Source organism: Kitasatospora sp. NPDC041988 (assembly GCF_055588525.1).
Genome location: NZ_JBVJCO010000023.1, coordinates 71,654 through 87,462 on the forward strand (window position 1 = coordinate 71,654; position 15,809 = coordinate 87,462).

The 15,809-nt window shown below is 74.2% G+C and carries 5 protein-coding genes; all 5 read right to left on the minus strand.

What is annotated here, in order from left to right; translation table 11 throughout:
• Positions 1–18: 18 nt before the first annotated feature.
• Positions 19–11,019 carry an SDR family NAD(P)-dependent oxidoreductase gene (locus ACZ6NC_RS22995; protein WP_465735588.1) on the minus strand — a complete coding sequence of 3,667 codons (11,001 nt, stop codon included), beginning with the start codon at positions 11,017–11,019 and terminating at the stop codon, positions 19–21.
• Between the two features lie 173 nt (positions 11,020–11,192).
• Positions 11,193–12,476: a methylaspartate mutase gene (locus ACZ6NC_RS23000; protein ID WP_465735665.1), complete on the minus strand. Its 1,284-nt coding sequence runs from the start codon at positions 12,474–12,476 to the stop codon at positions 11,193–11,195.
• A 62-nt stretch (positions 12,477–12,538) separates the two neighbouring features.
• The gene (locus ACZ6NC_RS23005) at positions 12,539–13,042 is read right to left on the minus strand and encodes a cobalamin B12-binding domain-containing protein (RefSeq protein WP_465735590.1); all 504 of its coding nucleotides are present in this window, start codon (positions 13,040–13,042) and stop codon (positions 12,539–12,541) included.
• Positions 13,039–14,268: a type III PLP-dependent enzyme domain-containing protein gene (locus ACZ6NC_RS23010; protein WP_465735592.1), complete on the minus strand. Its 1,230-nt coding sequence runs from the start codon at positions 14,266–14,268 to the stop codon at positions 13,039–13,041. Before ACZ6NC_RS23010 ends, ACZ6NC_RS23005 begins: the two co-directional genes overlap by 4 nt.
• Positions 14,265–15,785: an AMP-binding protein gene (locus ACZ6NC_RS23015; RefSeq protein WP_465735594.1), complete on the minus strand. Its 1,521-nt coding sequence runs from the start codon at positions 15,783–15,785 to the stop codon at positions 14,265–14,267. The genes ACZ6NC_RS23010 and ACZ6NC_RS23015 overlap by 4 nt, the downstream gene beginning before the upstream one ends.
• Positions 15,786–15,809 lie beyond the last annotated feature (24 nt).

Consider the following 15,809-nt stretch of genomic DNA (forward strand, 5'->3'; position numbering starts at 1 on the left):
TTCCTACGCCTTCCTCGGTCACTCGGAGTCGCTGCGCCGGGCCGCCTCGGCCAGCAGGGCCTCGACGTCCATCGCCATGATCGATTCGCTCTGGTCCGCCTGCGCGGTGTCGTCCTGCTGCTGCGCCGTCCCGCCGGGCGCGGCGAGCGCGAGCAGCGAGTCGAGCAGCCCGGCCTCGCGGACGCGGGCGAGCGAGAGGGTGCCGAGCGCCTGGCGGAACGCCTCCTCGTCCAGCTCCCCGCCGGAGCCGGCGGCCACCTCGGGGATGTCCGGGAGCAGTTCGGTGAGCAGGTACTTGGAGAGCGCCACCGGGCTCGGGTAGTCGAAGATGAGCGTCGCGGGCAGGCGCTGCCCGGTGGCCTTGTTGAGCCGGTTGCGCAGTTCGACGGCGGTCAGCGAGTCGAAGCCGACCTCCTGGAAGGAGCGCGCCGGGTCCACCGTGGCGGCGGAGGTGTGGCCCAGGACGGCGGCCACGTGCGCGCAGATCAGGTTCTGGAGCAGGTGGAGCTGTTCGTCCTGCGACAGGCCCGCGAGCTGCGACTCCAGGCTCTCGTCCGCCGCGGGCGCGGCGGCCGGAGCGGCCTTCGCCGCCCGGGGCGCGCGGGGTTCGGCCGCCGGGACCAGGGTGCGCAGCATGGCGGGGACGCCGCCGGTGCGGGCGCGCAGGCCCGCCGGGTCGAGCTTGACGGGCAGCAGCACCGCCTCGTCGGTGCCTACCGAGGAGTCGAACAGGGCGAGGCTCTCCTCGGCCGAAAGGCCCACCACACCGGAGGAGTTGATGCGCTGGACGTCGGCGCGGCCGAGGTTGCCGCCCATGCCGGTGCCGGTGTCCCAGAAGCCCCAGGCCAGCGAGAGCGCGGGCAGGCCGTCCAGCCAGCGGTGGCGGGCCAGCGCGTCCAGGTAGGCGTTGGCCGCGGCGTAGTTGCCCTGGCCGGCGCCGTCCAGCGTGCCCGCCACCGAGGAGAACAGGACGAAGGCGCGCAGCGGAAGGTCCCGGGTCAGCTCGTGCAGGTGCCAGGCGGCATCGGCCTTCGGGCGCAGCACCGTGTCCACCCGCTCCGGGGTGAGGGAGCCGATCGTCCCGTCGTCCACCACGCCGGCCGTGTGCACCACACCGGCCAGTGGACGCTCCTGCGGCACCCGGCCCAGCACGGCCGCCAGCGCCTCGCGGTCGGCGACGTCCGCCGCCTCCACCAGCACCGACTCGGCGCCCAGGCCCAGGAGTTCGTCCCGAAGCTCCACCGCGCCCGGCGCCGCCTCACCACGACGGCTCACCAGCACCAGGCTCCGCACCCCGTGGCCGGTCACCAGATGCCGGGCGACGATCGCGCCCAGACCACCCGTACCACCGGTCACCAGCACCGTCCCGGTGCCGTCGAACGGCGAACCGGTCCCGGTCTCCGCCCGCACCACCCGCGGGACGAACACCGTGCCGTCCCGCAGGGCCAGTTCGGGCTCACCCGAGGCGACCGCCGCCGGCAGCAGCCGCAGCGACGCGTCGCCGCCGGCCAGCTCCACCAGCACGAACCGCTCCGGGTTCTCCGCCTGCGCCGACCGCACCAGACCGGCCACCGCACCACCGGCCAGCGACGCGGCCTCCGTCAGCACGACCAGTCGCGAGGACTCGAACCGGTCGTCCGCCAGCCAGGACCGGAGCACCTCCAGCACGCGGGCCGTCTCCGCCCGCACCCCGGCGGGGCTGTCGTCCGGCCCGCCGGCCGGCAGCAGCACGACCTTCGAACCGGCCACCGCGTCGAGCTCCGGAGCCGCCTCGACGCCCCACTGGGCCGCCCAGGCGTCCGACTGCGGGCCGACCACGGCCCAGCGGCCCTCCATCGGTACCGCGGGGTCCAGCGGGTCGGCCACCCACTCCATCCGGTACACCGTGCGGGTGGCGCCACCGCTGCGCGCCGCCTCGATCTGGTCGACCGACACCGGCCGCGCCACCATCGACCCCACCGTCATCACGGGCAGGCCCGCACTGTCGGCGATGACCAGCGACGACTCGTCCGGCGCCGAGGAGGAGACCTTCACCCGCAGCCCGGTGACGCCCGGCGTGAGCAGGGAGACGTCGGACCAGGCGAACGGCAGGGAGGCCCCGTCGGTGCCGCGCGGGGAGTTGTCGAGCAGCTCCGTGGCGTGCAGCGCGGAGTCGAGCAGCGCGGGGTGCAGGCCGAAGGCGGCCGCGTCCACCTGCGCCTCCTCCGGGAGGGCGATCTCCGCGAAGATCTCGCCGTTGCGCTTCCAGGCGGCCCGCAGCCCCTGGAAGACCGGGCCGTAGCCCAGCCCGTCCGCGGCCAGTTCGGCGTAGAGGCCGTCCAGGGCGATCGCCTCGGCGCCCTTCGGCGGCCAGACGCTCAGGCCCGCGGCCGCCTCCGGCGCGGCGTCCGTCAGCGTGCCCGTGGCGTGCTTCAGCCACAGGCGCTCACCCGGCGCGTCCTCCAGGCGGGAGTAGACGGAGAACGGGCGTCGGCCCGTCTCCTCCGGCTCGCCGACGACGACCCGCAGCTGGCAGCCGGCGCGCTCCGGGAAGACCAGCGGCGCCTGCAGGGTCAGCTCCTCCAGGAAGCCGTGACCGGTGTGCAGGCCCGCGTGGATCGCCAGGTCGACGAAGGCCGTGCCCGGCAGCAGGACGGAACCGGCGACGGTGTGGTCGGCCAGCCAGGGGTGCGAGTCGAGACCGACCCGGCCCGTGAACAGGTAGCCGTCGGAGTCGGGCAGTTCGACGGCCGCCCCGAGGAAGGGATGCTCCGTCGCGGCCTGCCCCAGGGAGGCCGCGTCACCGGCCGCCGCCACGGCGTCGAGCCAGTAGTGCTCGTGCTGGAAGGCGTAGGTCGGCAGGTCGACGCGGCGGGCGCCGGTGCCCCGGAACACGGCCGTCCAGTCGACGTCCGCGCCCGCCTCGAACACGCCCGCCAGGGCGCTGAGCAGGGCCGGGGCTTCCTCGCGGCCCTTGCGCAGCGCCGGCACGAGGAGGGCGCCGTCGGGGTTGGCCAGGCAGGCCTGGGCCATGCCGGTCAGCACGCCGTCGGGGCCCAGCTCCAGGTAGCGGGTGACACCGGCGTCCTCCAACGCCCGGATGCCGTCGGCGAAGCGGACGGCCTGACGGACGTGGCGCACCCAGTACTCGGGGTCACGCAGCTCGTCGCCGTTGGCGAGCTTGCCGGTCACGTTGGAGACGACGGCGAGCCTGGGCTCGGCGAACTCCAGGCCGCCCACGACGGCCCGGAACTCCTCCAGCATCGGCTCCATCAGCGGCGAGTGGAACGCATGCGAGACAGTCAGCTGGACCGAGGCGATGCCCCGCTCCTCCAGCTTCTTCACGACCTTGCGCACCGATGCCTCGGCACCCGAGATCACCACGGACATCGGCCCGTTGACCGCCGCCACCCCCACCTTGGCCTCGTGGCCCTTCAGCAGCGGCAGCACATCCGCCTCCGCGGCCCGGACGGCGACCATCACGCCACCGGCCGGGAGGGCCTGCATCAGCCGGCCACGCGCGGCGACCAGCTTGCACGCATCCGCCAGGGAGAAGACTCCGGCCACGTGCGCGGCCGCGATCTCACCGACGGAGTGCCCGGCCAGGAAGTCCGCGCGCACCCCCAGCGACTCCACCAGCCGGTACAGCGCCACCTCGACCGCGAACAGCGCCGACTGGGTGTGGACCGTGTCGTCCAGCGAGCCGGACTTTCCGGCGATGACCTCGCGCAGCGCAACACCCAACTCGCCGTCCAGCAGCGAGCACACCTCGTCCAGCGCGGCCGCGAACACCGGGAACACCGACGCCAGTTCGCCGCCCATCCCGACCCGCTGCGCGCCCTGACCGGTGAACAGGAACGCCGTCCGGCCCTCGGAGCGCGCAACCCCCGTCCCGGTGCCGTTGCCGGCAGCGATCGCCGCCAGGCTGCCCAGGACGTCCTCGCGCGTCGAACCGAACACCACGGCACGCCGGGCGTGCGCGGTACGCGTGGTCAGCGACGAGTAGCCGAGGTCCAGCAGGCGGGAGGAGTCGGCGGCGACGAACGCGTGCAGTCGCTCGGCCTGCGCCCGCAGCGCCTCGTCGGTACGGCCGGAGACCGCGAGCGGCACCGGCACACCCGACGGCCAGCCCGCACCCGGCTCCTCGACGGCCCCCTCGACCTGCTCGTCCGCCGGAGCCTCCTCCAGGATCACGTGCGCATTGGTGCCGCTGATGCCGAACGAGGAGACACCGGCCCGGCGCGGCGCACCGTCCCTCTTCTCCCAGGCCCGGGACTCCGCCAGCAGCTCGACGTCACCGGCCGACCAGTCCACGTGCGAGGACGGCGCGTCCACGTGCAGCGTCTTCGGCAGCACCTCGTGCCGCATCGCCTGCACCATCTTGATGATGCCCGCGACGCCGGCGGCGGCCTGCGTGTGGCCCAGGTTCGACTTGATCGAGCCCAGCCACAACGGGCTGCCCTCCGGGCGGCCCTGGCCGTACGTCGCCAGCAGGGCCTGCGCCTCGATCGGGTCACCCAGGGTGGTGCCGGTGCCGTGCGCCTCGACGGCGTCCACGTCGGCGGTCGAGAGACCCGCGTTGGCCAGCGCCGCCCTGATCACCCGCTGCTGCGAGGGCCCGTTCGGCGCCGTCAGCCCGTTGCTCGCACCGTCCTGGTTGATCGCCGAACCACGGACCACGGCCAGCACCTCGTGCCCGAGCCGACGCGCGTCCGACAGCCGCTCGACCAGGAGCACACCGACGCCCTCGCCCCAGCCGGTGCCGTCCGCGGCCTCCGCGAACGCCTTGCAGCGGCCGTCCTTGGCGAGGCCCCGCTGCCGGCTGAAGTCGGTGAAGGTCTCGGGGGTCGCCATGACGGTGACACCGCCCGCGAGGGCCAGCGTGCACTCGCCGCGGCGCAGCGCCTGGATCGCCCAGTGCAGGGCCACCAGCGAGGACGAGCACGCCGTGTCCACCGACACCGCCGGGCCCTCCAGGCCGAGGCTGTAGGCGACCCGGCCGGAGACCACGCTGCCCAGGCTGCCGTTGCCCAGGTACGTCTCCAGGTCCTCCGGGACGGCGCCGAGGCGGGACGCGTAGTCGTGGTACATCACGCCCGCGAAGACGCCGGTCTGGCTGCCCTTGAGCGTGGACGGGTCGATGCCGGCCCGCTCGATGGCCTCCCAGGAGGCCTCCAGCAGCAGCCGCTGCTGGGGGTCGGTGGCCATCGCCTCACGCGGGCTGATGCCGAAGAACTCGGCGTCGAAGTCGGCCGCGTCGTGCAGGAACCCGCCCTCGTCGGAGTAGGTCTTGCCCGGCTTGCCCGGCTCGGGGTCGTAGATGCCCTTCGTGTCCCAGCCGCGGTTCTCGGGGAACCGGGTGATGCCGTCGCGGCCGGCGGCGAGCAGCTCCCACAGCTCCTCGGGCGAGCGGACGTCGCCGGGGAAGCGGCAGCTCATCCCGACGATCGCGATCGGCTCGTCGTCGGTGAGCACCACGGCGGGGGCGGCCTCGACGGCCGGGGTGTCGGCCCCGACCACGGTCTCCTTGATGTGGTCGGCGAGCGCCTGGGGGGTCGGGTAGTCGAAGACCAGCGTGGCGGGCAGCCGCAGGCCGGTCTCCTGGTTGAGGCGGTTGCGCAGTTCGACGGCCGAGAGGGAGTCGAAGCCGATCTCGGTGAAGGCGCGCTTGCTGTCGATGGCCGCGCTGCTCTCGTGGTGCAGGACGGCGGCGACGTGGGTGCGCACCAGGTCGAGCAGGGTCCGGGTGCGCTCGTCCGCGGAGAGCCCGGCGAGGCGCTGGGCGATCGGGGACGCGGCCTGGGCGGCACCGGCCTTCTCGGCGGCGCGCCGGGCCGTCGTGCGGACGAGGTCGCGCAGGACGGCGGGGACGCCGTCGGCGCGGGCCCGCAGATCGGCCTGGTCGAGGCGGACGGGCAGGAGGACGGGCTCGTCGCTCGTGAGCGCGGCGTCGAACAGGGCGAGGCTCTCCTCGGCCGAAAGCCCCACCATGCCGGAGGAGTTGAGACGGTCGATGTCGGCGCGGCTGAGGTTGCCGCCCATCCCGGTGCCGGTGTCCCAGAGGCCCCAGGCCAGCGAGAGCGCGGGCAGACCCTCCGACCGGCGCTGACGGGCCAGCGCGTCCAGGTAGGCGTTGGCCGCGGCGTAGTTGCCCTGGCCGGCGCCGTCGAGGGTGCCCGAGGCCGAGGAGAAGAGGACGAAAGCGCGCAGCGGAAGATCCCGGGTCAGCTCGTGCAGGTGCCGGGCTGCGTCCGCCTTCGGACGCAGCACCGCGTCCACCCGCTCCGGGGTCAGCGAGCCGATCGTCCCGTCGTCCACCACACCGGCCGTGTGCACCACACCCGCCAGTGGACGCTCCTGCGGCACCCGGCCCAGCACAGCCGCCAGCGCCTCGCGGTCGGCGACATCCGCCGCCTCCACCAGCACCGACTCCGCACCCAGAGCCACGAGTTCGTCCCGAAGCTCCACCGCGCCCGGCGCCGCCTCACCACGACGGCTCACCAACACCAGGCTCCGCACCCCGTGCCCGGTCACCAGATGCCGGGCGACGATCGCACCCAGACCACCCGTACCACCGGTCACCAGCACCGTCCCGGCAGCGTCGAACGGCGAACCGGTCCCGGTCTCCGCCCGCGCCAGTCGCGGCACGAACACCGTGCCGTCCCGCAGGACGAGTTCGGGCTCACCCGAGGCCAGCGCAGCCGGCAACAGCGACGCATCAGCCGCACCCAGCTCCACCAGCACGAACCGCCCGGGCTCCTCCGCCTGCGCCGACCGCACCAGACCCGCCACCGCACCACCGGCGGGCGAACCGGCCTCCGTCACCACCACCAGCCGCGACGACTCGAAGCGGTCGTCGGCCGGCCAGGACTGAAGCACCGCCAGGACCCGGTTGACGGTCTCCCGCAGGTCGCCGTCACCCACCGGCAGCACCACCACGGCCGCACCCGCCGCCGACCCCAGATCCGCGACCGCCTCGACACCGGAAACCCCGGCGCCCAACGCCACCCAACGACCCTCCCGCACCACACCCGCGTCCACCGCGAGTTCCTTGAGGGTGAAGCGGTAGAGCGGCCCGGCGCCGGTCGAGGAGAGCTGGGCGGAGGAGACCGGGCGGGCCAGCACCGAGCCGACCGACATGACCGGCCGGCCCGTGCCGTCGGCGATCAGCAGCGAGGACTTCTCCCGGCCGTCGACCGCGATGCGCACCCGGAGCGTGTCCGCACCCACCGCGTGCAGGGTGACGTCGTTCCAGGCGAAGGGCAGCAGGGTGGCGTCGTCGCCGGTCCCGGCGTCGGGGAACGCCAGGTCGGCGGCCTGGAGTGCGGCGTCGAGGAGCGCCGGGTGCAGGCCGAACGCGGCCGCGACGGGCTGCTCGCCCTCGGGCAGGGCGATCTCGGCGAAGATCTCGTCACCGCGCTGCCAGGCGGCGCGCAGCCCCTGGAAGACCGGGCCGTAGTCGTAGCCCTGCTCGGCCATCCGGGCGTAGGCGCCGGAGAGGTCGAGCGCGGTGGCGTCCTGCGGCGGCCAGGCGGTGAGTTCGGCCGGCGCGGCCGGGCCCGCCTCGGGGGCGAGGACGCCCGCGGCGTGCTGGGTCCACGGGGCGTCGAAGGAGACGTCGTCGTCGGCGCGCGAGTAGACCGCCAGGCTGCGGCGGCCCGTCTCGTCGGCCGGCCCGACCACGATGTTGACCGCCACCCCGCCGTCCTCGGGGAGGACGAGCGGGGCCTGCAGGGTCAGCTCCTCCAGGGACTCGCAGCCGACCTGGTCGCCCGCCCGGACGGCCAGCTCCACGAAGGCCGTGCCCGGGAGCAGGACCTGCCCGCGGATGGCGTGGTCGGCGAGCCAGCCGGTGGTGCGCGTGTCGAGGCGTCCGGTGAGCACGATGCCGTCGGAGCCCGGGAGTTGGACGCCCGCGCCGAGCAGCGGGTGGTCGACGGCGAGCTGGCCGACGGCGGCCGGGTCGCTCTGGGAGGTGCCCGCGTCGAGCCAGTAGCGGCGGCGCTGGAAGGCGTAGGTCGGCAGCTCGACGCCCGGGGAGGCGGCGCCGGGGAAGAACGGCGCCCAGTCCACGCCGTGGCCGCGGGTGTGCGCGTGGGCGAGCGCGGTGAGCAGCTCGCGCTCCTCCTGGCGGTCCCGGCGCAGGACCGGGGCGAGGAGGGCCTCGTCCGGGTCCTGGAGGCAGGGCTGTGCCATGGCAGTGAGCACGCCGTCGGGGCCGAGTTCGAGGTAGGTGGTGACGCCGGCCTCTTCGAGGGCCCGGACGCCGTCGGCGAAGCGGACGGCCTCGCGGACGTGGCGCACCCAGTACTCGGGGTCGCGCAGCTCGTCGCCGGTGGCGAGGCGGCCGGTGACGTTGGAGACGACGGAGATCTGCGGCTCGTCGAAGCGGACGGCCCGGACCACGCGCCGGAACTCGTCGAGCATCGGCTCCATCAGCGGCGAGTGGAAGGCGTGCGAGACGGTCAGCCGCTTTCCGCTGATGCCCTGGTCCGCGAGCGCGGCGACGATCTCGTCCACGGCGGCCTCGGCACCCGAGATCACCACGGAGGCCGGGCCGTTGACCGCGGCGATGCCGGCCTCGTGCTCGCGGCCCGCCAGCAGCGGAAGCACGTCCGCCTCGGCAGCGCGGACCGCCGCCATGACGCCGCCGGCCGGCAGCGCCTGCATCAGCCGGCCGCGGGCGGCCACCAGGACGCAGGCATCCTCCAGCGAGAACACGCCGGCGACGTGGGCGGCGGCGATCTCGCCGACCGAGTGGCCGGCCAGGTGGTCGGGGCGCACGCCGAAGGATTCGAGCAGGCGGAACAGCGCCACCTCGACCGCGAAGAGCGCGGTCTGGGTGTAGGCGGTCTGGTCCAGGAGCGCGGCCTCCGGGCTGCCGGGCTCGGCGAACAGCACGTCGAGGAGGGGGGTCTCCAGCTGGAGGTCCAGGAGGTCGGCGGCGTCGTCCAGCGCGTCGGCGAACACCGGGAAGGTGTCGTACAGTTCGCGGCCCATGCCGAGGCGCTGGGCGCCCTGGCCGGTGAAGAGGAAGGCGAGCAGGCCGGGGCCGGCGTGGCCGGACACCGTGGCGGGCACGGAGACGCCCTCGGCGAGCGCGGTCAGGCCCGCCACGAAGGACTCGCGGTCGGCGGCGAGGACGACGGCGCGGTCGGCGTGCTGGTTGCGGGTGGTGGCCAGCGCGTGGCCGAGCTCGGCGGGCGAGGCGTCGGAGCCGGCGGCGAACGCGGCGAGGCGGGCGGCCTGGCCGCGCAGCGCCTCGGCGCCGCGGCCGGAGACCAGCCACGGGGTGAGCGTGCCGGGCCGCTCGGCACCGGCGTCCCCCGCGGGCTCCGCGTCCTCGGCCGCCGGGGCCTCCTCGATGATCAGGTGGGCGTTGGTGCCGCTGATGCCGAACGCGGAGACGGCGGCCCGGCGGGGCTGCCCCTCGGCGGCCTCCCACGGCCTGGCCTCGGTGAGCAGCTCGACCTGGCCCGTCGACCAGTCGACGTGCGGGGTCGGCTCGTCCACGTGGAGGGTCTTGGGCAGTACGCCGTGCCGCATGCCCATCACCAGCTTGATGACGCTGGCGACGCCGCCGGCGGCCTGGGTGTGGCCCAGGTTGGACTTGATGGAGCCGAGGAGCAGCGGCCGGTCGGCCGGACGGCCCTGGCCGTAGGTGGCGAGGACGGCCTGGGCCTCGATCGGGTCGCCCAGGGTGGTACCGGTGCCGTGCGCCTCCATCGCGTCGATGTCGGCGGCGGTGAGGCCGGCGTTGGCCAGGGCCTGCTGGATGAGGCGCTGCTGCGAGGGGCCGCTGGGAGCGGTGAGCCCGTTGCTGGCGCCGTCCTGGTTGATCGCGGAGGCGCGGATCACCGCGAGCACCCGGCGGCCGTTGCGGCGGGCGTCGGAGAGCCGTTCCAGGACGAAGATGCCGACGCCCTCGGCGAAGCCGGTGCCGTCCGCGGAGGCCGCGAAGGCCTTGCAGCGGCCGTCGGGGGCGAGGCCGCGCTGCTGGCTGAAGGCGCTGAACATGCCGGGGCTGCCCATGACCGTGACGCCGCCGGCCAGGGCGAGCGAACTCTCGCCCTGGCGCAGCGAGTTGGCGGCCAGGTGAAGGGCGACCAGGGAGCCGGAGCAGGCGGTGTCCAGGGTGATGGCCGGGCCTTCGAGGCCGAGCAGGTAGGAGAGCCGGCCGGAGATGACGCTCGGGGTGTTGCCGGTCATCAGGTAGCCGGCGAGGCCGTCGGGGGCGTCCTGGATGCGGGTGCCGTAGTCGTGCACCTCGGCGCCGACGAAGACGCCGGTACGGGCGCCGCGCAGGGTGTCCGGGGCGATGCCGGCGCGCTCCAGGGCCTCCCAGGCGGTCTCCAGGACGAGCCGCTGCTGCGGCTCCATGCCGACCGCCTCGCGCGGGCTGATCCCGAAGAACTCGGCGTCGAAGAGGGTGGCCTCGGAGAGGAAGCCGCCTTCGCGCACATAGCTCTTGCCGGGCACGCCGGGCTCGGGGTCGTACATGCCCTCGACGTCCCAGCCGCGGTCGCTGGGGAACGGGCCGAGCACCTCGGCCTCGTCCATCAGCAGGCGCCAGAGGTCGTCCGGGGAGGAGAGGTCGCCCGGGTAGCGGCAGCCGATGCCGACGATCGCGATCGGGTCGTCGTCGGCGCCGACCCGCTCGGCGGTCACGGCCTCCTCGGCCAGGCCGAGCGCGGTGCCGCGCAGGAAGGCGGCGAGCGCGGCGGTCGACGGGTGGTCGTAGGCGAGGGTGACCGGCAGGTCGAGCCCGGTCGCCGCGGCCAGCCGCGCGTGGAGGTCGACCGCGGCGAGCGAGTCGAAGCCCAGCTCCAGGAAGGGGCGGTTCTCGTCCACGGTGCGCGGCACCTGGGCGCCGGCGTGCCGCAGTGTCGCGACGACCTGCTCGCCGACCAGTGCCACCGCGGCGCGCAGCTGCTCGGCCGGCTTCAGCCCCGACAGACGGCGGGCCAGCGCGCTGCTGTCCTGCACCGGCGCGCCACCCGTCTGGTGAACCAAGTTTTCGGACTCGCTCATTCCGCGCACTCCACTACTCATCCAGTTGCTGGCAGGCGAAAGGGTCGGGCGGCAGACGCCCCGGGGCGTCGGGCGGTACGCCCTCCACGCTCCGGACGGCAATACGCCCCAAAACTAACGACAGGAATCGGGCGGGCCACACCCCTAACGGCCCCTATGCCGGGGCCGGACCTGCGGCTCCGCTATCCGGGCAGCGGGCTGCGGAAGGCCTCGTCATCGAAGGTGCGCTGTATGTAGGTGAGCGCTTCGAGAAGTTCACGGGACGTCACCCGCCGGTTCCCCGAGGCGTCCGCGACGCGCCCGATCGGCAGGGCCCCGGTGGTCGCCCAGCGCAGCCGCCCGGTGCTGTCGATGAAACTGCGGGTGCGCCCCATGTTGTCGGGGTGCACGCAGTAGGGGACGTCGAGGTACCCGCGCTTGAAGGCGAGCAGCAGTGCCTGGCCCACGTCGTCGTGGAGGTTCAGCACCGCGTCGACGAGGGCGGCGGCCTCGGTGTAGGTCTGGGAGTCGGTGGCCGGTAGCCGGCCGCCGGCGGCGAGGGCCGGGACGGCGGCCTCGTCGGCCGCCACGTCCGAGGCGTACTCCAGCGCGGCGACGTTCTCCTCGATGGTGGGGATGCGCCGGGACTCCGCGACCGTCTTCACGATGATGCGTTCCGAGCCGGACCGCGCCGCCAGCCGGGCCGCCTCGCCGAGCAGCCGGTACGACCCGGCGTCGGTGGTCGGGTACACCCCCATGTAGGTGTAGATCACCACGTGCCAGACGGTGTCCGGCAGCAGCCGCGCGCACAGGGCCCGCAGGGCGGCGACCGCCTCGGTGTCCTGCTCCGGGTGCGTCTGCTGGGCGTAGCTGACGGAGATGCTGCGGATGCCGTTGCGGTGGAAGAAGAGCGCCTCCAGGGCGCTGATCGCCACCAGCAGGCTGGGCGGGCAGAGCTGCCCGAGCATGCAGCCGCCGAAGGACTCCAGGTGCGGTTCGACGCCGCTCTCGCGCAGCCCGGCGAAGAGCTTGGTGGAGCGGTCCCACTCCCGCACCGACTGGTCGAGCGGGGTCCGCCCGTACGGCAGGCAGTAGGAGACGGGGCCGCCCTCGGTGGCGCTCAGCCCGGCCCGGACGAGCGCCTCGAAGATGTGGAACGGCTTGGCGGACCCGTGCCGGACCTGCACCGGGAAGCCGGGCCCGTGCAGCCCGGCGAGGACCTCCCGGGTCTGCCCGGGGCTGTAGTTGACGATCGGGTAGCCGTTGATGCCGGTACCCAGGCGCAGCGCCTCCTCGACGGCCGCCATGTCCCCGACCCGGGTGTAGCTGTCGAGGGTGAGGGTGCCGACGGTGGTGGCGCGGGCGGTCCTGGTGGCGGCCAGGCCCTGGCGCATCCGCGCGGGGTCGCTGAACCCCATGCGCGGCTGCACCACCAGCCGGCCGGCCTCGTGCGCGGCGCGCACGAACCGGCCGAAGTCCGCGGGCACGGTGTCCGCCCGGGCCTCGGGGGCTCCCGCCGGGACGGCGGGGGCCTGGGCGTTCTCCTCGGTCACCTGAGCGCTTTCTGCGGCAGCGTCACGAGGAAGCGCTCGAAGGAGCCCTGTTCCGTGCGGCCGTCCTCGAAGACGGCGTTGAAGCCGGCCTCGACCAGCTCCCGGAGGTGGGCCTCGTCGCTGCCGCCGGAGATGCCCAGCTTCCCGCCGATCACCATCGGGGTGCGGGCGAGGGCCGGGACGGCGCGAAGCTTGCGGATGACCCGCACCCCGTCCTGGTAGCCGTGGCCGTTGACGCTGCTGATCACCACGAGGGCCGGGTCGTGCGCCCGGATCTCCGACTCCAGCAGCTCGTCCGGGACGGTCGGGCCGAGGTTGACGACGTCGTAGCCGAGCTCCTCGATGAGGAGCTGGAGGAAGACGAGGTTCCAGGTGTGGGCGTCCGAGGAGAGCCCGCTGACGATGACCGTCCCGCCGCCGGGCCCGGGGGCGTCGGGCAGGGCGGTCGCGGTGGGGCCGGCGGCGACCGCGGTGGTACCGGCCAGGGTGAGCTCGCTCATGCGTACGTCCTGACGTGTTCGATGCGGGAGACGGAGACGACCTCGGTGCCGCGCACCACGACCTCGGTCGGGGCCGGACGGCCGAGGAACATCAGCAGGCTCGACGTGGGCCCGTACGCGCCGGCGTTGGGGATCTCGATGACGTCGCCGCCGTCCAGCGGCGGCAGCTTCACGTCGCGGCCCAGGACGTCGCCCGGGGTGCAGAGCGGGCCGACCAGGCTGGCCTTGGTCCACCCGTCGGTGTCCGCGCCCTCCGGGTCGGGGCTGACCGCGACGGGGAGCAGCCGGCCGAGGCCGGACATGCCGCCGAAGGTGTTGATGCCCGCGTCGAGGATGACGAAGGTGCGGCCGCGGCTCTCCTTGATGTTGACCACCCCGGCGAGCAGGGTGCCGCCGTCGCCGACGAGGTAGCGCCCGGACTCGCAGGCCACCGTGGGGAACCCCTCGCGCCAGCGCGGGAAGTGCTCGTCGAGGATCTCGGTGAGGGCGGCGCGCAGCCGGGTGTAGACGGGGCGCCCGCCGGGCACCGCGTACGGGGCGGAGAAGCCGCCGCCGATGTCCAGGAACCGCGGCTCGATGCCGGTGTCGGCGAAGGTCTGGGCGGCGACCGCGACGGTGTTGCGGAACTCGCCGATCAGGGAGTCCTCGTCGCGGGCGTTGCTGAGCGGGAAGAAGTGCGCGCCGGCGAGGCGGACGCCCCGCACCGCGCGCAGCCGCGGCATCAGCTCGACGAGCTTCTCGCTGTCGATGCCGAACTGCGAGGGGGCGCCGGTCATCCGGATGCTGGTGGTGGCGCTCGCCGAGACGCTGTTGATCCGCAGCAGGGCGTCGGCGACGACGCCGTGGCGCAGGGCGACGGCGCCGATGTGCTCCAGGTCGGTGGCCGACTCCACGGAGAACATCCGCACGCCCTTGGCGATCGCCTCGTCCAGCTCGCCGTCGGTCTTGCCGGGGCCGGTGTAGAGGATCTCCGCCGGGTCGAACCCGGCGGTCAGGGCGGCGGCGAGCTCGCCGGTGGAGCTGATCTCGGCGCGGCAGGCGTGGTCGGAGCCCTCCCGCAGCGCCCGGAGGACCTCCGGGTGCGGGTTGGCCTTGACGGCGGCGAAGAGCTCGAAGCCCTCCGGGAGCGCCGCGAAGAGGTCGTCCCGGGCCGCCTGGACCCGGTCGAGGTCGTAGACGTACAGCGGGGTGCCGTAGCGCTCCGCGAGGTCGGCGTAACGGGTCACTTGGAGGTCCCCTCGAGAAGCTCGACGAGCTTCTTCTTGTCGTTCTTGCCGTTCTGGGTGAGCGGTATCGCGTCGACGACGTAGCAGGCGGAGGGCACCTTCTGGGCCTCCAGTCGGGCGTTGAGCTCGCGCAGGACCTCGGCCCGGCCGCGCTCCGTCTCGACGAACAGGACCAGGTCGCGCTCCCCCTCGGGGGGCAGCACGGCGGCGGCGCGCACGCCGTCGATGTCGGTGGCGGCGGACTCGATCTCGACGGTGCTCATCCGCACGCCCTTGCGCTTGAACATGTCGTCGCGCCGGCCGTCGAAGTACAGGTAGCCGTCCTCGTCGAGCCGGCCGTAGTCGCCGGTGTGCAGGCGGCGCGCGCCGGTGACGGGGTCGGTGCGGAACGCCCGGGCGGTCTGCTCCGGGTTGTGCCAGTAGCCGGGCATGACGTGGGGGCCGACGGCGACGATCTCGCCGGTCTCGCCGGCGGGCAGCGCGCGGCCGTCCTCGTCGAGGATGAGCACCTCGGTGCCGGGCAGCGGCAGGCCGACCGCGTCGGGGCGCTCGCGGTCCCGCGCGGGCGGCATGACGGTGATGCGCTTGCACTCCGTCTGCCCGTACTGGCGGACCACCCGGCAGCCCGGGAACTTGGCCCGCAGCGCGTCGATGGTGGCCTGCGGCAGCGCGGCACCGGTGTTGGTGAAGAGCCGGACCGCGGGCGCCGGGTCGTCCTCGCGCTCGGCGAGGCGCACGATCATCGCGGCCAGCGAGGGCACGATCGGCACGATGGTGGCCCCGGACTCGCGGATGCGGCGCAGCAGCACCAGGTCGGAGGCGCCGTCGGCGAGGACGATCTCGGAGCGGCCGAGGACGGAGAGCAGGACCTTGTAGAGGCCGTAGTCCCAGGAGATCGGGAAGCGGCAGAAGACGACGTCGTCCGGGCGGTAGCCGATGACGTTCTCGATGGCCGCGGACGCGAAGGTGATCTGGGCGTGCGGGCAGATCACCGCCTTGGGGGCGGCGGTCGAACCCGAGGTGTAGACGAGGACGGCCACGTCGTCCGGTTCGACCGCGGCGCTCGGAGTCCGGGCGCCGGTCTCGGCGTACTTCTCGACCTCGCCCCAGACCGAGTCCTGGTCGCGGACGGCCGCACCGGTGAGGGTGGAGACGTTCTCCGCGGCGGCCTCGGCCACGAGCACCAGGGCCGGTTCCGCGTTCGCCAGGACGGGCCCGAGGTGGAAGTTCTTCATCCCCGGGTTGAGCGGGACGAAGACGACGCCGCGCATGGCGGCGCCGAAGAACATGGCGACCAGCTCCCGGGTGGTGGGGACCTGCACGACGAGCCGGTCGCCGCGGCACAGGCCCTGGTCGGCCAGCCAGGCGGAGAATGCCTGGGCGTAGCCGTCGAGCTGCCCGTACGTCCAGGTGCCCGCGGTGTCGCTGACCGCCTTGGACCCGGCGGAGTCGGCCACCGCTTCGGCCAGCAGTTCATGAACGAGTGCGGCCCGGCCGGAATTCCCGGCAGCGGGCATTTCCGCGGTTATTCGATCCCCGTA